The 16,012-nt window shown below is 65.2% G+C and carries 18 protein-coding genes; 9 read left to right on the forward strand and 9 right to left on the reverse strand.

Annotation, left to right across the window (positions count from 1 at the left end):
* Positions 1 to 10 precede the first annotated feature (10 nt).
* Positions 11 to 1,078, reverse strand: a complete 1,068-nt coding sequence (locus tag HZB49_RS28745) for a hypothetical protein (protein ID WP_291617523.1) — start codon at positions 1,076 to 1,078, stop codon at positions 11 to 13.
* A gap of 172 nt (positions 1,079 to 1,250) precedes the next feature.
* On the opposite strand from HZB49_RS28745, the gene HZB49_RS28750 reads away from it, so the two are divergent.
* The 4 genes from HZB49_RS28750 to HZB49_RS28765 all read left to right on the forward strand — a co-directional run bounded on the left by HZB49_RS28750 (position 1,251) and on the right by HZB49_RS28765 (position 5,530).
* On the forward strand, positions 1,251 to 1,715 hold the full coding sequence (locus HZB49_RS28750) for a GNAT family N-acetyltransferase (RefSeq protein WP_291617524.1): 465 nt from the start codon (positions 1,251 to 1,253) through the stop codon (positions 1,713 to 1,715).
* Positions 1,716 to 1,727: 12 nt separating this feature from the next.
* On the forward strand, positions 1,728 to 2,612 hold the full coding sequence (locus HZB49_RS28755) for an alpha/beta hydrolase (RefSeq protein ID WP_291617525.1): 885 nt from the start codon (positions 1,728 to 1,730) through the stop codon (positions 2,610 to 2,612).
* A 174-nt stretch (positions 2,613 to 2,786) separates the two neighbouring features.
* Positions 2,787 to 3,293: a hypothetical protein gene (locus HZB49_RS28760; RefSeq protein WP_291617526.1), complete on the forward strand. Its 507-nt coding sequence runs from the start codon at positions 2,787 to 2,789 to the stop codon at positions 3,291 to 3,293.
* A gap of 362 nt (positions 3,294 to 3,655) precedes the next feature.
* Positions 3,656 to 5,530, forward strand: a complete 1,875-nt coding sequence (locus HZB49_RS28765) for a tetratricopeptide repeat protein (protein ID WP_291617527.1) — start codon at positions 3,656 to 3,658, stop codon at positions 5,528 to 5,530.
* A gap of 27 nt (positions 5,531 to 5,557) precedes the next feature.
* Here the strand turns inward: HZB49_RS28765 and HZB49_RS28770 are convergent, their stop codons facing one another.
* Positions 5,558 to 6,544, reverse strand: coding sequence for a tripartite tricarboxylate transporter substrate binding protein (locus tag HZB49_RS28770; protein ID WP_291617528.1), 987 nt, complete (start codon positions 6,542 to 6,544; stop codon positions 5,558 to 5,560).
* Positions 6,545 to 6,776: 232 nt separating this feature from the next.
* Positions 6,777 to 6,917 carry a hypothetical protein gene (locus HZB49_RS28775; RefSeq protein ID WP_291617529.1) on the reverse strand — a complete coding sequence of 47 codons (141 nt, stop codon included), beginning with the start codon at positions 6,915 to 6,917 and terminating at the stop codon, positions 6,777 to 6,779.
* A gap of 399 nt (positions 6,918 to 7,316) precedes the next feature.
* Between HZB49_RS28775 and HZB49_RS28780 the strand changes: the two genes are divergently transcribed.
* Entirely contained in the window at positions 7,317 to 7,544 is a 228-nt protein-coding gene (locus tag HZB49_RS28780) for a hypothetical protein (RefSeq protein ID WP_291617530.1), read from the forward strand.
* Between the two features lie 10 nt (positions 7,545 to 7,554).
* Here HZB49_RS28780 and HZB49_RS28785 read toward each other — a convergent pair whose 3' ends face one another.
* Both HZB49_RS28785 and HZB49_RS28790 read right to left on the reverse strand, forming a co-directional pair.
* On the reverse strand, positions 7,555 to 8,085 hold the full coding sequence (locus tag HZB49_RS28785) for a gamma carbonic anhydrase family protein (protein WP_291617531.1): 531 nt from the start codon (positions 8,083 to 8,085) through the stop codon (positions 7,555 to 7,557).
* 126 nt (positions 8,086 to 8,211) lie between these two features.
* Complete coding sequence (locus tag HZB49_RS28790; protein ID WP_291617532.1) at positions 8,212 to 8,541, reverse strand: hypothetical protein; 330 nt, start codon at positions 8,539 to 8,541, stop codon at positions 8,212 to 8,214.
* Positions 8,542 to 8,750: 209 nt separating this feature from the next.
* On the opposite strand from HZB49_RS28790, the gene HZB49_RS28795 reads away from it, so the two are divergent.
* Positions 8,751 to 9,461 carry a hypothetical protein gene (locus HZB49_RS28795; protein ID WP_291617533.1) on the forward strand — a complete coding sequence of 237 codons (711 nt, stop codon included), beginning with the start codon at positions 8,751 to 8,753 and terminating at the stop codon, positions 9,459 to 9,461.
* 141 nt (positions 9,462 to 9,602) lie between these two features.
* Here HZB49_RS28795 and HZB49_RS28800 read toward each other — a convergent pair whose 3' ends face one another.
* Together HZB49_RS28800 and cysE are read right to left on the reverse strand one after the other, a co-directional pair.
* Complete coding sequence (locus HZB49_RS28800; protein ID WP_291617534.1) at positions 9,603 to 9,815, reverse strand: DUF3126 family protein; 213 nt, start codon at positions 9,813 to 9,815, stop codon at positions 9,603 to 9,605.
* Positions 9,816 to 9,949: 134 nt separating this feature from the next.
* Complete coding sequence (cysE, locus tag HZB49_RS28805) at positions 9,950 to 10,777, reverse strand: serine O-acetyltransferase (protein ID WP_291617535.1); 828 nt, start codon at positions 10,775 to 10,777, stop codon at positions 9,950 to 9,952.
* Between the two features lie 262 nt (positions 10,778 to 11,039).
* Between cysE and HZB49_RS28810 the strand changes: the two genes are divergently transcribed.
* On the forward strand, positions 11,040 to 12,377 hold the full coding sequence (locus HZB49_RS28810; RefSeq protein ID WP_291617536.1) for a hypothetical protein: 1,338 nt from the start codon (positions 11,040 to 11,042) through the stop codon (positions 12,375 to 12,377).
* Here the strand turns inward: HZB49_RS28810 and HZB49_RS28815 are convergent.
* Both HZB49_RS28815 and HZB49_RS28820 read right to left on the reverse strand, forming a co-directional pair.
* Entirely contained in the window at positions 12,363 to 13,115 is a 753-nt protein-coding gene (locus tag HZB49_RS28815; protein WP_291617537.1) for an alpha/beta fold hydrolase, read from the reverse strand. The two genes, HZB49_RS28810 and HZB49_RS28815, sit on opposite strands and share 15 nt — an antisense overlap.
* 54 nt (positions 13,116 to 13,169) lie before the next feature.
* Positions 13,170 to 14,306, reverse strand: a complete 1,137-nt coding sequence (locus HZB49_RS28820; protein ID WP_291617538.1) for a hypothetical protein — start codon at positions 14,304 to 14,306, stop codon at positions 13,170 to 13,172.
* A gap of 241 nt (positions 14,307 to 14,547) precedes the next feature.
* Here HZB49_RS28820 and HZB49_RS28825 point away from each other — a divergent pair, with 241 nt between their 5' ends.
* Together HZB49_RS28825 and HZB49_RS28830 are read left to right on the forward strand one after the other, a co-directional pair.
* Positions 14,548 to 14,793: a zinc-finger domain-containing protein gene (locus HZB49_RS28825; protein ID WP_291617539.1), complete on the forward strand. Its 246-nt coding sequence runs from the start codon at positions 14,548 to 14,550 to the stop codon at positions 14,791 to 14,793.
* A gap of 7 nt (positions 14,794 to 14,800) precedes the next feature.
* Complete coding sequence (locus tag HZB49_RS28830; RefSeq protein WP_291617540.1) at positions 14,801 to 16,003, forward strand: FAD-dependent monooxygenase; 1,203 nt, start codon at positions 14,801 to 14,803, stop codon at positions 16,001 to 16,003.
* Positions 16,004 to 16,012: the final 9 nt, after the last annotated feature.

The following is a 16,012-nucleotide window of genomic DNA, read 5'->3' on the forward strand; positions in this document are numbered from 1 at the left end:
GACGTACCGGTCAGTTCGTGCCCAGCGCCTTGTCCGCGCACGCCACGAGCTTGTCGTAACCTGCCGCGGTGGGATGGCCGTCGATACGCAGAAAGTCGTCATGGCCCAGGCGACACCAATCGTGCGGAATGCCGCGTGCATCGAGTTTTGCAATTGCGGCCGTTGCATCCGCTTCGTTCCCCAACATGCCGGTCTCGTTCCGCTGGTTGACCATCAGCACCTTGACGGGAACGCCGAGCGCCTTGAATGATTGCAGCGCCGTCTCGGCCTGGGGCAGGACTCCCGATCCCGACCTCAATGCGTTGGCGGTATTTTCGACGGCGATGTGAATGAACTTCAGAAGCCGTGAGTGATTGAGGAGAGAGAAGAACCACATGCTCACGGCGTTGTACTTGGCAAACCGCCGTGCATAGCGCTCGCGCGTGCGCGCCATCAGTTCGTCCGCCGTCTCGTCCGCGCGGACCCCCTGCCAGGAATAGCGCCACTCCACCGCGCAGACGCCGCGGTTGATGCAATCGAGATCGGCGGCGGTCCAATTCCAGACTCGCCGCTTGAAATCATTGCTGATCGAAATCATCAGCACGCGCTCGACCACCACGCCCTGCTTTCTCAGATGTTCGAGCAGGCGCCACCATTGGTCGACGCCGGTGCCCAGCAATCCCGCATTGAGCAACCGGTCCTGCGGCCGCCGCGCCTGCAGCTTGTGAAACCAGGGGCAGCCGCCCTGACCTGACGTAAAGCTGTCGCCAAGCACGAGCGTCACCGGCGTTCCCGGCGGGATATCGTCGTCCTGCAGCAGTCCGAGATTGTTCGATCGCATCGGGCAGTCGAATTCGATCGTCAGCGTCGGCTCCGTGGAGACCAGCGACGGCAAGCCATAGACGGAGACCTCGCGAATGGCGGCGTTGGGCCGGTATGTCCAGACTCCTTCCCCACGATTCTCGACCGAATTCGGCGAGAGGTACTGGAAACGATACTCCCAGTAATAGAATGGATCGGAGGCAACGGCCCGGAACAATAATTCCAATCCAAGCGCGACGAACAGCGTGACCCCGAGCCCGTACGCAGTCCTGGACAAGAGCTTCCTCACCGTCTGATTCCCAAGAGCACTCCCGTCAAGACCTGGCTCCCCGTCGACTGGCGCCCCTGCCATGATTCACCTTCCAGCGGAAAACGGCCATGGCCATACCCGCATCGACTGGGACGGATATAATGTCCAAGCCGACTCCCTGGAAAGGACACCGCCATCAATGGACATGCTGGTCAAGCTCTACGCGCTGCCCGACTCCCGCGACATCCGTGAGCGCGCAGCTGCGGCCGGGATCACGACCCGGCGCGCGCTAGCTCCGGAAAAGCACAAGGTGATCGCCTGGGTCCGCGAGCATTTCAGCGAAGCGTGGGCCAGCGAGGCCGAGGTGGCGTTTGCCCGTCAACCCGTCTCCTGCTTCATCGCCGTCAGGCAGAAGACCATGCTCGGCTTCGCCTGCCATGACGCCACCTGCCCCAATTTCTTCGGGCCCACGGGCGTGGATGCGAACGAGCGAAAGCACGGCATCGGCAAGGCGCTGCTGTTCGACTGCCTCGAAGCCATGAAGCAGCAGGGATACGGCTACGCCATCATCGGCGGCGTCGGACCTGCCGAGTTCTACACAAAGGCCGTCGGCGCGGTGCCGATCGAGGGCTCCGAGCCCGGGATTTATCGCGGACTGCTGTGAGTGGGAACCGACATGGCAAGCGAGATCGACGCCATCCGCAAATTGCTGACGTCGAAGCCGCGGCCGGTGGGCTGGGCCGAGCGGCGCGCGCGGCTCGACGAGGTCGGGTCGGTCTGGCCGGTTGCCGATGACATCTCATGCGAGAGCGTCGATTGCGACGGCGTGCGCGGGGAATGGTCGATCGCGCCGGGCAGCGACGCGGCGAAGGTGCTGCTGTTCTTCCATGGCGGCGGCTATTGCTCGGGATCGATCAAGAGTCATCGCCGCATGGTGACGGAGGCCGGCCGCGCAATGCGGATGCGGACGCTGGCGATCGACTACCGCCGCGCGCCCGAACATCCCTTCCCCGCCCAGCATGACGATGCACTCATCGCCTGGCGCTTCCTGCGCCGGCAAGGCATCGCAGCCGGACGCCTCGCGGTCGGCGGCGACAGCGCCGGCGGCAATCTCTCGCTGTCGTTGATCAATCGCCTGCGCGCGGCGAACGAGCCGCTGCCCGGCTGCGCGTGGCTGGTCTCGCCCTGGACGGATCTGACCATGTCCGGCGCGACGCTTGCGAGCAAGGACGCGGTCGACCCGCTGATCCACACCGCCTATCTCGAAGAGCTCGCGGATGCCTATGCGCCGGCACCGCTCGACCGCCGCGATCCCCTGATCTCGCCGCTGTTTGGCGATTTGCGCGGCTTTCCGCCTGTCCTGATCCAGGTTGGCTCGGCCGAAACGCTGCTGTCGGACGCCACCCGGCTTGCAGAGGCCGCCGGGACGGCCGACGTCGACGTGCGGCTGGAAATCTGGCCGCACATGATCCATGCATGGCCGGTGTGGAACGCAGCCCTCGCGGACGGCCGCCGCGCGATCGCCGCGGCCGGCGACTTCATCCGCGCGCGGATTTCCTGAATCGCAAACCGGGGCCGCGATCCCGGTGTTAACCCTTTGCAGCCCCACAATCCTGATTCTCCAGCGCTTTTCGACATCAATTGGCGGCGGATTCCCGTAAATCACGGGTTTGAGTGCGCTTAAGGTTATGTTAAGCACACGCAACCCAGCAAATCAGGTCCGGCCCGCAGTCCCATGCGCGAACTCGCCCCCCGGTATTATCCCAGCGGCAGTCCAGTCTCCCCCATTTCCCGCTTCGGCGGACAGCCCTTCATCATCGGTGCCGCCGCGCTGATGGCGATCGTGGTCGGCATCGGCGCGATCGCCGCATGGCGGGCCTATACCGGCACCTCGCCAGAGCTCGACCGCGTCGTGGTCACGCGCCAGCTGCAGGCGCGCGCCACGCAAGCCTCCGAGCAATTGGTGGAAAAGACCAAGGGTATCGAAGCCACGCAGCAGGAATCGATCGACCAGCTCCAGGTGGTGCAGGACCAGTTGCAGACGGTGCGCCGCCTGCTCGCCGCGCAACAGGCCGACACCAAGAGGCTGTCGGAGCAGGTCACCACCCTGACCGAGTCCATCGACGGCCTGCGGCAGTCCTTTGCCAGCGCGCGGGCCGATGACCCCGCGCCCTCCGTCCGCAAGTCCAGCCGCAAGAAGGTCTACCGCAGCGCCCAGCGCAAGCGCAGCTCGAAAGGCTGACCGCGACCGTCCAACGATCAATCGTTACGAGCCGGCCGGCTGGCCGGCTTTTTTCATGCCCGCCAAAGAATCCCAGGACTGTGTGAACTGCTTCACATTCGCCCGTGCGAATCCGGGGCAAGCTATAGTTCACCGGATGGCGTACGCCAGTTGGTGGCTCTAGCCGATTTCAATATCCGGGGCTGGCAAGGCCGTTGGCGTCATACTGCGCCGGCGGCCTTGTTTTTTGTGCGGGAATGCCTCATGGCCGCCCGAGTGTGACGCAGCGCACAGAGCCTCCGGCAAACCTTGTTACCGATTGAACCGTAGCTGGCGGGTAGCTAGCTTCGATAAGCATTTGGCATCCAGCTGGGGCGGCTTCGATGTGCAAATTGACTTCGCTCTTCCTGTCTTCCGCGGTCGCGCTGGCGCTGCTGGCCGGCACCCTGCCCGCGCAGGCGCGCAGCAACTCGGACTGGCGCGACTGCAACGGCCGCGACGTCGATGCGCGCATCTCGGCCTGCACCCGCATCATCGACCAGGCCGGCGGCCGGAACTCCGCCATGCGCGCCGGCGCCTTCAACAACCGCGGCATCGCCTATTTCAGCAAGGGCGAGTTCGACCGCGCCATCCGCGACTTCGACGAGGCGATATCGGCCAAGCCCAACAACCCCGTGCTCTATCACAACCGCGGGATGGCGCTCTACAACAAGGGCGACAACGAGGCTGCGATCCGCTCCTACGAGGAGGCGATCAGCATCCATCCAAAATACGCGATGGCGCACAACGACCGCGCCAATGTCTATTTCCGCATGAAGGAGTACGACAAGGCGATCTCGGGCTATGACGATGCGATCCGCCTGCAGCCGCGCGACGGCGTGCTCTATGCCAACCGCGGCAACACCTACCGCATGAAGGGTGACCTCGACCGCGGTTTGCGCGATTTCGACGAGGCGATCCGGCTCAATCCGCGCGATGCCGGCTCGATCTACGGCCGCAGCCAGCTCTATGCCGACAAGGGCGACCCAAACCGCGCCATCGCCGATCTCGACGAGGCGATCAGGCTGAAATCCGACAACGGCGAATACTTCAATTCCCGCGGCTTCCTTTACAAGCAGCGCGGCGACTATGACCGCGCCATCCGCGACCTCGACGAGGCGATCAGGCTGAAGCCGAAATTCGCCACCGCCTACGCCAACCGGGGCGACGCCTGGCGCCAGCGCGGCGACATCGAGCGCGCCATCATGGACCTGTCCGAAGCCATCCGCATCGATCCCGCGGTAACGCCGGCCTATGTCAGCCGGGGCCTTGCCTTCGAGGCCAGGGGCGACATCGAGCAGGCCAGTTTCGACTTCTCGACCGTGCTGACCCGCACGCCCGGCAATTTCGCCACCGCAACGGAAGCCATTGCCAGGGCGCGCGAGCGGCTGGCCGCGCTCGAAAGCGCAACCGGTGCGACCGGCGGCGGGCCGCTGCCGGCGATCACACCGGCGCCGCGCAGCGAGTCCCCCGTCGCGACCCCGGGACGTGCGGCCGACAATGTCGAGCGCGGCCCTCGCGTGGCGCTCGTCATCGGCAACGCCGCCTATTCCGGCGTCCCCTCGCTCGCCAATCCCGTCAACGATGCCCGGGAAATGTCGGGCGCATTGCGCGAACTCGGCTTCAAGGTGATCGAGGGCTACAACCTCACCAGCACGACCATGCGCAACAAGATCGCCGAGTTCGGCGCGGCATTGCCCGGCGCGGGCGTCTCGCTGTTCTATTATGCCGGCCACGGTATGCAGGTCTCCGGCAAGAACTATCTCGTGCCCGTCGATGCCAAGGTCGAACGCCCGTCGGCGCTCGGGACCGAGGCAATCGAGGTGAGCGCGGTCATCGCCGACATGGAAGCCGAGAAGCGGATCAACCTCGTCTTCCTCGACGCCTGCCGCGACAACCCGATGTCGCGCAATCTCGCCCGCTCGATGGGCGGCGGCTCGCGCTCTACCGCCGTCGGCCAGGGCCTTGCGCAGGTCAATGCCGGCATCGGCACGCTGATCACCTTCGCCACCAGTCCCGACACCATCGCGCTCGATGGCTCGGGACGGAACAGCCCGTTCACGCAGGCGATGTTGAAATATATCCGCACGCCGGGGCTGGAAATCCGCTCCATGCTGACGCGCGTGCGCGCCGACGTGATCCGGGCAACCAACGAGCAACAGGTGCCGTGGGACCATTCCTCGCTGACCGGCGACTTCTACTTCAAGCCCGGCTCGTAACCGGGCCGGCACCGGCGCGGCCTGCGCTCAGTCCATGCTGATCCCGGCGTCCTTGATGACCTTTGCCCAGCGCGCAATTTCCCGGGGCAGCATGCCGGCGAGATATTCCGGCGTGCGCTGCTCCGGCGGAACGACCTCCAGCCCAAGCGCTTGCATTTTCGTCCGGATGTCGGGCCGCTCGAGCATTTCCTGCAGCGCCCTGTTCATCTTCTGAACGATGGGCTGCGGCGTCCCCCTGGGAAAGAAGAAGCCGTTCCAGACGGTGGCTTCCACTCCCGCAAGGCCCTGCTCGGCGGTGGTCGGAATATCCGGAATGTTCGGCGCACGCTTGGCTGCCATCACAGCAATGGCCTTGACGCTTCCACCCTTCACTTGCGCCGCGCCGGTTTGAATCGTGTCGCACATGTAGTCGATACGGCCGCCGATCAGGTCCTGCATCGCGCCGCCGGCACCGCGATAAGGCACGTGCGTAACGTCGACGCCGAGCGCGAGATTGAGCCGCGCGCAGGGCAGATGAGTGCCGGAGCCGATGCCGGCAGACCCGAACCTCAACTGGGCCTGGTTCGCCTTCACATAGGCAATGAACTGCCCGAGATTGTCGGCGGGAAAGTCCTTCCGCACGATCAGGATGCGCGGGGATTCGGAAACCAAGCCGACCGGAGCAAAATCGTCGACGGCGTTGTAGGGAATCTTCTTGAACAGGGACTGGCTGTAGGCGTGCGTTCCGGAATTGCCGATCAGCAGCGTGTAGCCATCGGGGGCGGCCTTGGCGACCCGCGCGCTGCCAACCGTGCCGGACGCCGCGCCGACATTCTCCACCACGACGGATTGCCCGAGAATTTCGCCGAGAACGAGGGCCTGCAGCCGGGCGTTGGCGTCGATGCCGCCGCCGGCCGTGAAGGGGACGATCAGCGTCACCGGCCGGGTGGGCCAATCGGTCGTCTGCGCTTCCGCGAGCGCGCACATGCCGGCGAGCGCAACCGCCACTCCGATCAGGTTTGCTGTTCTCCGCATCCGGCTCCTCCCTGCGCGCAGATCGAAGCGATACAGGATCGCCCGTCTCAAGCGAAGCAGAAGCCGGGTCGACCGGCCGCCGGAGCCCGACCGTCAAGGCAACGCGCCGATCGCCCTTGGTACGGTGGGATCGTTCTCAATGCCGTGCGATTTCGGCCGGGGCCAGGGTCCCGACCGACACAGGCGAATCCGCTTCGAAACAGATCGGATCGAGCAAATTTGGCGCGACGGGTCAGCCGGCGCGATTGCCCTGACGACGCGGTTTCGAAGCCTGTTCCATTTCCCAAAATGCCCAAACGAGTGCCGCGCCAAGGCCGGTGACGACGCCAAGGAACAGCAGGGTCAGGGCTGGGGCTGAGAGCGTGGTCAGCATTCCCCCCTCACATTGCTAGCTGAGCGATGCAAGCCGCGTACCGACCGGGGCACGCGAACGCGCGAGTACACCATGGCAGCCTACTCCTACTAAAGTCGTAGGTGAGCGTGGCAAATCAGCCCGCCAAGATGTCTCACGCATCAGTTGCAGACCTGAACCGGCCGCAGCACCCAGCCATAGGGCGTCGGGATGCGCCGCTGGACGATGGTGCAGCCGCCCGCCGTCACCGCAATAGCCGCCGGCGTTGTGGATGTAGTTGCCGTCGTAGTCGCCCCGGCCCGCGGCAGCGTTCCGCTTCGCTCACATCTGCGCGACCATCGCCCACTTGTCGCAGCTGCCGCGCCGGCAGATGCTCGCAACAATGGATTTCCGTTGCGATACAGAGGTTAGGACCAGCCTGTGCGCAAACTGATCGAATTCGACGACGACACCTTTGCCAAGCTGAAGCAGCTGGCACGCGACCGCATGGGGACGTTGCAGGAATTGGCGGACGAGGCCTTCGCAGACCTGTTGAAGAAACACGGCATTCCCATTGATCTCAGGGATGCCTTGAAGAAGAGCGCGGCCGGCGCCGGGCCGCCCGCGAAGCAGGCCGGAGCTGCCGGCAAGGCCGGAAAAAGGAAATAGTGGAGACCGCTTAGCCGATCTTCTTCAGCCCCTTTTTGAATTGCGGGCCCCTGATCTGGTACGATTTCGCGGCGCGACCCATCGCGGTGGACTGCTCCGGAGTCAGCGTGCGGATGACGCGCGCGGGCGAACCGATGATCAGCGAATATTCCGGGAACTGCTTGCCCTCGGTAATCACGGAGCCGGCGCCGACCACGGCGCCGCGGCCGATCTTCGCCCCGTTCATCACGATCGATCCCATGCCGACCAGCGAGTCGTCCTCCAGCGTGCAGCCGTGCAGGATCACATTGTGGCCGACGGTGACGTTGCTGCCGATCACAAGCGGGAAGCCGGGGTCGGTGTGGCAGGTCGAATTGTCCTGGATGTTGGAGCCTTCGCCGACCTCGATCCACTCATTGTCGCCGCGCAGCACCGCGCCAAACCAGACCGAGGCGGACTTCAAGAGCCGCACCTTGCCGATCACGACCGCGGTGTCGGCAATGTAATAGCTTCCGTCCGAGGGAAGGTCGGGCCCCTGCCCGTCAAGTTCGTAGATCGCCATGAATGTCTCCCGTTGGCGGGAGACATAAGCATGCCAATCAAAGCGTTTTCAAGCGAAGCCTGTCCCGCACTTGATGCGGGATGGGGACCGGTTCGCGTGAAGAAAACGCGTCTACCAAGAGACCGATCAGGCCAGCAGGCCGGCGGCGCGCAGGGTCATCAGGAAAAACGTGCCGGACATCAGGCTCCAGAAGCCGGCGATGACGGTTGCCATCATCACGAACTCGAAACGGCGACGCTCGACCCTGGCTCCGATCAGCGTATTGCGCATGATGATGAAGGGCGCGGCGAACACCAGAAACGGCACGGCTGCAAAAGCCTTCGGCACGACGCCCTCGTTGAGCAGGCCGAAGCCGGCCGGCCGCCGCGCAAACGCCTGGTAACCACTGGCCAGCGCGCCGGCAAAGGCAAAGCCGATGGCGAGCGAGAGAAAGGAATTCAACGCTTCGGGCGGCATCGACGCAACTCACTGCTGACTTCAGGAAACGCGCGTTTGATGTCGCAAAAACCGGCGGCCCGCGCCACACTATCCTTAAGGAAAGGTTAACAGCGCAATGTCGCCCGCATGGCTAATGCAGGCGAGCTGCCTCGCGAAACCGTGCGGAATCGCGACCGCGCATGGCATATTCATCAGGTGATTCGAACCTTTGCGACGATGGCCCGCGCATGACACTGCTTTCGACGGCCCAGCACCTGGCCCGCTCCTCGCGAAGCAATCCGCGCGCGCACCTCGTTCCGATCGCCGTCGGAGGCGCCCTTGCCGCGGGCGCGATCGCGCTGGTGGCCTATCTGTTGTGGCCGACCTGGGGCACCGATCCGGCGCGCGGACCCGGACGTCTTCCCGTCAGCGTCGGCGGCACGCTGTTCAACGTGCCGACCGCGGCGATCCGGCGCAAGATCCAGCGCCATTCCGGGCCTCAGGAGCGCGTCGATCTCTCCTTCACGTTCCCCTCGCTCGAGCCGCCCGAAGCGCCGAAACATGTCAGCGCCGACACCGTGGAAGAGCAGCCGCAGCCGATCGACCGCATCTTCGTGTCGATTTCGGCGCACCGCGACTCGCTCGCACCCGACATGCGCGTACGCACGATATATCCGCGCTATCTCGAACAGGCGTCAACGCCGGTCGAGGACGGGCTCACCCTGCGCGCGTTCAAGGACGGCTCGCCCTATGGCAGCGAGGATCTGTTCGTCGCGACCAACCCGGCACTGACCGCGCGCTGCACCCGCGATGCGGCGACCCCCGGCATGTGCCTGAGCGAGCGCCGCATCGACGGCGCCGACCTCACCTTCCGCTTTCCGCGCAGCTGGCTCGCGCAATGGCGCGACGTCGCGAACGCGATGGAGCGCCTGACGGTGCAGATGTATGGAAGGAAGTAGTTGTTGTCGCCCCGGCGAAAGCCGGGGCCCATAACCACAGCTTTCGGAGTTCGGCGACGCTGGAGTTCCAGCCCTTTCCACCAATCAACATCGGTGATTATCGGTCCCGGCTTTCGCCGGGAGGACAGCGAGGGCCGAGCCTTACTCCATCAGATCCTCTTCCAGGATCGCCATCTGGAACTGGAACGAGCGGTCGTCATCCTCGTCGTCGACGAACAGCACGCCGATGAATTCCTCGCCGATATAGACCTCGGCGGAATCGTCCTTCTTCGGCCGCGGCACGACGCGGATCTTGGGATTGCCGAACACGCGCTTGAGATAGGCGTCGAGCTTCCTGACTTCCTGAACGTCCACGGCAGTTCTCCAATCGGATCTTGTTTTCCGAGCGAGGTTTTAGGACGACGCGACGCCAACCGCCAGCCGTTTCAGGCAAAAAACAACGGTTCAAAACGTGTGGAAAATCAAAGCCAGAGGTCGCGATCCCGAATCTAGAGACCTATGGCGTTGATCATCTGATCCATGGTGCGTGACGGCTCGGCGCAGCCCGCCTCGCCCACGATCTTGGCAGGCACGCCCGCGACCGTGACGTTGTGCGGCACCGGCTTCACCACGACCGAGCCCGCCGCGATGCGCGCGCAATGGCCGACCTCGATATTGCCGAGAATTTTGGCACCCGCGCCGATCAGCACGCCGTGGCGAATCTTGGGATGACGATCCTCGTTCTCCTTGCCGGTGCCGCCGAGCGTGACGCCGTGCAGGATCGAGACGTCGTCCTCGATCACCGCGGTCTCGCCGCAGACGAATCCGGTGGCGTGGTCGAGGAAGATGCCGCGGCCGATGCGGGCCGCGGGATTGATGTCGGTCTGGAATACCGCCGACGAGCGGCTCTGGAGGTAATAGGCGAAGTCCTTGCGGCCCTTCTTGTAAAGCCAGTGCGCCAGACGATGGGTCTGCAGCGCGTGGAACCCCTTGAAGTAGAGCAGCGGGTCGATGAAGCGGGACGTCGCGGGGTCGCGGTCATAGACGGCGACGAGGTCGGCGCGGAAGGCGTTGCCGATATCGGGTTCGTCGCGCAGCGCCTCGTCATAGGTCTGGCGGATCAGGTCGCCGGAGAGCGCGGCATGGTCGAGCCGTTCGGCCAGCCGGTGCACCACCGAATGTTCGAGCCGGTCGTGATGCAGCACGGTGGAGAAGATGAAAGTGGCAAGCTCGGGCTCGCGGCGGACAATGTCCTCGGCCTCGCCGCGGATGCGCTCCCAGATCGGATCGAGCGCGGCCAGCTTGCCGCCCTGCGGATTGACGTGATGCACGGCCATTCCAGTATCCTCGGATCGTTCTCGCTCGTCGGTTGGTTCTTATAGCACGGCAGGCGTTCCGCTGTCCCGGGCAGGCCCCCCTTAGAGTAAACCACCTCAAGAGGCCGGTCCGGCCGGCGGTCTATTCCAAGTGGTCGGATATTTTGGGAAATCAAGCCGGGTAAACCCGACTATTGGCGGATTTCGGAACCGGCTACATTCCGGCCAAGGTGGGTCGAAAACGGGGGAACGCCACATCCATACGCATATTTTGCGCGCCCGCATGGCCGAATCCGGCCTGATCTGGGCCGCCGCCATCGCCATTCCAATCTTGCTGGTCGCGCCTGCGATCTGGAATGGCTATCCGCTGCTCCAGTACGATACCGGCGGGTATTTGGCGCGCTGGTACGAGGGCTATCTGGTGCCGAGCCGGTCGACGGTGTTCGGGCTCTATTTGCATTTCGGCGAGGGCTCCTCGTTCTGGATCAATCTCGGCATCCAGGCGCTCGCGACTTTCTGGATCCTGCAGCTGACGCTGCGCGTGCTCGGCATGAGCGAGCCGCTGCGGCTGCTAGGGATCGGCCTCGTGCTGGTGCTGACGACGTCCCTGCCCTGGCTCGCCAGCATGCTTCTCACCGATATCTTCGCAGGGCTTTCGGTGCTGGCGCTGTACATCCTGGTGCTGCATGGCAAGCGCATTTCCGGGATCGAGAAATGCGCGCTGTTCGCCTTCGTCGCCTTTTCGGCCTCGACCCACAGCGCGACGCTGGCGGTGCTGCTCGGGCTGTGCGCCCTCGGCTCGATCGCCTGGCTCTTCCTGCGCGACCGCATCCCCGGGGCCGGATTGCTGCAGGCGTGGCTCTCGCTCGTCGCGGGTGCCGGCATGCTGCTGTCGGCGAACCTCGCGCTGTCGGGAGAGCTGGCCTGGACGCCGGGCGGCTACGGCGTCACCTTCGGGCGCATGCTGCAGGACGGCATCGTCACCAAATATCTGCGCGATCACTGCCCGCGCGAGAAACTGAAGCTCTGTCCCTACCGCAACGAGCTGCCGGCCACCGCCGACCAGTTCCTGTGGGGCCACAGCATGTTCGACACGCTCGGCCGCTTCAAGGGATTGAACGACGAGATGGAGCATATCGTGCGGCGCTCGCTCGCCGAATATCCGGCCTGGCAGGCAAAGGCGGCACTTGTAGCGACGGCAAGACAATTGACGATGCTCGCGACCGGTGAAGGCACCAATGCCTGGATCGGGCACACCTATGGAATCATCGAGCGCTTCATCCCCTCCCAGGTCAAGCCGATGCGCGCCGCAAACCAGCAGCGCTGGCAGTTCGACTTCACCGAGATCAATTACCTCCACGTGCCGATAGGGCTGGCCTCCATGCTGCTGCTGGCGGCGATCTTCGGCTGGCGCTGGTGGTGGCGCGGGTTCGACGATCTCACCCTGCTGGCGGCGACCGTCAGCCTTGCCGTGCTCGGCAATGCCTTCGTGTGCGCGGTCATATCGGGCCCGCACGACCGTTACGGCGCCCGGCTGGCATGGGTCGCGACCACAGTGGTGCTGATCGCGGCGATCAGGAGCTTGTCCGGCGACGACGAGCGCAGCTCACGGGCGCTGTGAGAGGAATTCGGCGACGCCGGACTTGTAGACCTTGTCGCCGACCGCGCGCATGTGGTCGCGGCCCGGAATATCCAGCACCTTCGAGCCCGGAATGATCTCGCCGAGCGCCTGAGCGGAGCCGGCGATCTCGTCCATGGTGCCGACCGCGATCAGCGTCGGCACGGAAATGGCGGCCGCCTCCTCGCGCGTCATCAGCCGCCGCGAGCCGCGAAGACATGCGACGAGCGCGAGTCGATCGGAGCGGGTCTGATCCGCAAATGCGCGAAAGGTGCGGCCGACGGGATCGCTGACGTCGTCCAGCGACGGCGCCTCCAGCGCCTCGGCCACGTTCTCGCCGGGGCCGCCGCCGGTGATCATGCCGATGCCGATGCCGCCGAGTATGATCGAGCGCAGCCGCTGCGGCGCTTGCAGCGCCAGCAGCGCGGTCATGCGCGCGCCCAGCGAATAGCCCATGACGTCGGCCCGCGCGATGCCGAGATGGTCCATCAGCGCAAACACGTCGCTCGCCATGATCGATATCTCATACTGCGCGGAGTCGTAGAGCTTCGAAGACTCGCCATGGCCGCGATTGTCGAGCGCGATGACGCGCCGTCCCAGCCGCTTCAGCTCCGATACCCAGCCGGGATAGGCCCAGTTGACGTTCTTGGTGGAGGCAAAGCCGTGCACGAGCAGGATCGGTTCGCCCTCGCCTTCGTCGAGATAGGCAATCTGGACGTCACCGTGATGAAAGCTCGGCATCGGCAATTCCGTGACGGATGGAAAGATCGGTACAGATGAAAATGTCAGCCAGTCCTAGACCGCGGCGGGGGCCACCGCCAGCGGAGCTTGCTGCGCGGCCATCAGCCGGCGCGCCCGGGCCGCCTTCTTGCGGCGCAGCCAGGCATAGGTCAACCGCTCAGTGGTCGCCTTGATCGACGCGAGGAAGGCAAGTACCGCCATGGCCACGCTGAAGATCCAGCTGGCAAGCGTCCACAGCCCGGATAGACCGAGCAGCGCACCACGGCCGAGCGTCTTGAGGATGGCGCGGGTCTGCCCGCCCTTCTTCTCCGCCAGCCGCGCGGCGCGTGCGACCTCCTTCGGGCTCTCGGCGATCTTCAGCGTGTCCTGCGCTGCCTTGATGCCGGCCTTCTCGCCGACCCGGCCGACATCCTTGGCAAGCCGCACCAGCACGCCGGCCTTCTCGGCGCGGAACGCGGCCTTCATGGCGCCGATCGTCTCGCCCGGACGCAGCACCGATCCGGAGGCGACCGCCCTCTGCAGCACCGGTGCATCAACGACTTCGCGCGCCGAGCGGCCGGCAAATTGCACCAGGCCCTCGCTGAGGCGGCCGACCTTGCGCGTGTCCTTGACCAGCGTGAGGCCGGCGCGCAGCGGCACGGCGCCGCCGACCGAGACATAAGTCGCCGCGGTCACCGCAAGGCCCACCGTGGCAAGTCCGAGAATGAGATGGTCGGTTTCCTCGCCCATGGCCAGATGCTTGCCCTCGCGCACGACGTCCCTGATGTCGCCCCACACGAAGAGATCGCCGGCGACCGTGCCGGAAAGGCTCGCAATGTCGTCGGCATTGCCGGTGACGAGGCCGGTGGCGAACCGTCTTGCGAATTGCGCCGACGAATTGTCCTCGGTCACGGCATCGCTCACCCGCTTCGACAGTTCCTCGCCGAGCGCGACGTTGCGGTCCAGCGCCAGCTCAGCAAAGCTGCCGGCAAGATCGGCATCGCCGGCCGCGAGCGCCGCCTCGACATTTTCACGGATCAGGCCGGGGTTGTTCCGCAGGGCAGAATTGACCTGGAGGCTGGAGAGCTCGGCCGGGTCGTCCTGCGCTGCCAGCAGCGCAAACGCATCGCGGGCATGCGGCCATAGCGCCGCAGCAACGGCGGCGCTGACCACCATCCCTGCCACGGCCAGACTGAGCTTTGCCCGCTTCATGGTCGAAAAACCGGTCCTTTTCCTGCCCTCAAGATGGTATGCCATTTTCGTGACACAACTGCCCCGACGAAAGAAGGGCTTTCCGGGGACGACAAGATTGTGTCGAATTTCGATGAGTAAATCAGCCGCCGGGGCATCTAGGAATCATCCGCACCCATCATTATGGTGCGCGGCAACATTTCGCGCCACCGCGTCGCTGTGATTGCGGCTTGCCCCAAGCGCTACCCAAGGTGAACAGGTTATGGCCGACCACGTCGTTCCGCATTTCCACAACGATGCCGGTGTCGCGGTGATCGAAATCGGATCGCAGGAATTCATGTGCGTCGGCGCCAACCCGCCGTTCGACCATCCGCATGTGTTTCTCGATCTCGGCAACGACAACGAGATAATCTGCCCCTATTGCTCGACGCTGTACCGCTTTGCCGCCGACCTCAAGGCGGGCGAAGCCCGGCCGCCGGAGTGCGTGCTGAAGGACAAGGCCGCCTGATCCGTCCGTGGCCGCATCGCGCACCATCTTTGTGGCTGGTGCCGGCATCGGGGGACTGACGACCTCGCTGGCGCTGGCCAAGAAGGGCTTTCGCGCCGTCGTGCTGGAGAAAGCCGAGAAGCTGGAGGAGGCCGGCGCCGGCCTGCAGCTCTCCCCCAATGCCAGCCGCATCCTGGTCGAACTCGGGCTCGGGCCGCGCCTTGCGGGGCGCGCGGTGGTGCCGGAATCCATCAACGTCATGAGCGCGCGCGCCGGCGGCGAGATCTGCCGCCTGCCGCTGGGCGAGGCCGCCACCTTCCGCGCCGGCGCGCCCTATTGGGTGGTGCACCGCGCCGACCTGCAGGCGGCGCTGCTGGCGCAGGTGGAAGTAACGCCCGATGTCGAGTTGCGTCTCGGCTGCCAGTTCGAGGACGTCACCAAACATGCGCGCGGGCTCACCATCGTGCAGCGCCAGGGACTGACGCGGCAGCAGGACGTCGCCAACGCCCTGATCGGCGCCGACGGCATCTGGTCGTCGGTGCGGCACCATCTGTTTCCGGAGGTGCAGCCGCAATTTTCCGGCCTGATCGCCTGGCGCGGCACGCTCGAGGCCACCGCGCTGCCGCGTGAATATACCTCGCCCCGCGTGCAGCTGTGGATGGGGCCGAACGCGCATCTGGTCGCCTATCCCATTTCGGGCGGCCGGCAGATCAACGTGGTGGCGATCGTCGGCGGCACCTGGAACAGGCCCGGCTGGACCTCGCCGGGCGAGGCCAACGAGATCAAGCAATTCTTTGCCTCCGCCCGCTGGCCGGCGACCGCGCGCATGCTGGCGAGCGCGGTCGACGAATGGAAGCGCTGGGCGCTGTTCACAGTGCCCGAGGACGGCGAATGGCATGAGGGCCAGATCGCGCTGCTCGGCGATGCCGCGCATGCGATGCTGCCCTTTGCCGCGCAAGGCGCCGGCATGGCGATCGAGGATGCCGCGGTGCTGGCTAAATGCCTGAGCGAAGGCGGCAGCGATGCCGCCGGTGTGACGGCGGCCTTGAAGAAATACGCGCGGCAGCGCCGCGGCCGTGTCGCCAAGGTGCAGCGGCTGGCGCGGCGCCAGGGCCGCATCTATCACATGACCGGACCGATGGCCGCGGCACGCGATCACTTCGTCCGCGCCATGGGCGGAAAACGCATGCTGTCGCGGCAGGACTGGATCTACGACTGGCGGATCTCGTGATTCGCGGTC

Origin of the sequence: Bradyrhizobium sp. (assembly GCF_016219575.1) — a bacterium.
Classification (GTDB): Bacteria; Pseudomonadota; Alphaproteobacteria; order Rhizobiales; family Xanthobacteraceae; genus Bradyrhizobium.

Excerpts from the sequence above, each read along its gene's own strand:
- HZB49_RS28750 (WP_291617524.1), top strand. The coding sequence starts at position 1,251 with ATGGACATGCTGGTCAAGCTCTACGCGCTGCCCGACTCCCGCGACATC.
- HZB49_RS28755 (WP_291617525.1), top strand. The coding sequence starts at position 1,728 with ATGGCAAGCGAGATCGACGCCATCCGCAAATTGCTGACGTCGAAGCCG.
- HZB49_RS28760 (WP_291617526.1), top strand. The coding sequence starts at position 2,787 with ATGCGCGAACTCGCCCCCCGGTATTATCCCAGCGGCAGTCCAGTCTCC.
- HZB49_RS28765 (WP_291617527.1), top strand. The coding sequence starts at position 3,656 with ATGTGCAAATTGACTTCGCTCTTCCTGTCTTCCGCGGTCGCGCTGGCG.
- HZB49_RS28770 (WP_291617528.1), bottom strand. The coding sequence starts at position 6,544 with ATGCGGAGAACAGCAAACCTGATCGGAGTGGCGGTTGCGCTCGCCGGC.
- HZB49_RS28775 (WP_291617529.1), bottom strand. The coding sequence starts at position 6,917 with ATGCTGACCACGCTCTCAGCCCCAGCCCTGACCCTGCTGTTCCTTGGC.
- HZB49_RS28785 (WP_291617531.1), bottom strand. The coding sequence starts at position 8,085 with ATGGCGATCTACGAACTTGACGGGCAGGGGCCCGACCTTCCCTCGGAC.
- HZB49_RS28790 (WP_291617532.1), bottom strand. The coding sequence starts at position 8,541 with ATGCCGCCCGAAGCGTTGAATTCCTTTCTCTCGCTCGCCATCGGCTTT.
- HZB49_RS28795 (WP_291617533.1), top strand. The coding sequence starts at position 8,751 with ATGACACTGCTTTCGACGGCCCAGCACCTGGCCCGCTCCTCGCGAAGC.
- cysE (WP_291617535.1), bottom strand. The coding sequence starts at position 10,777 with ATGGCCGTGCATCACGTCAATCCGCAGGGCGGCAAGCTGGCCGCGCTC.
- HZB49_RS28810 (WP_291617536.1), top strand. The coding sequence starts at position 11,040 with ATGGCCGAATCCGGCCTGATCTGGGCCGCCGCCATCGCCATTCCAATC.
- HZB49_RS28815 (WP_291617537.1), bottom strand. The coding sequence starts at position 13,115 with ATGCCGAGCTTTCATCACGGTGACGTCCAGATTGCCTATCTCGACGAA.
- HZB49_RS28820 (WP_291617538.1), bottom strand. The coding sequence starts at position 14,306 with ATGAAGCGGGCAAAGCTCAGTCTGGCCGTGGCAGGGATGGTGGTCAGC.
- HZB49_RS28825 (WP_291617539.1), top strand. The coding sequence starts at position 14,548 with ATGGCCGACCACGTCGTTCCGCATTTCCACAACGATGCCGGTGTCGCG.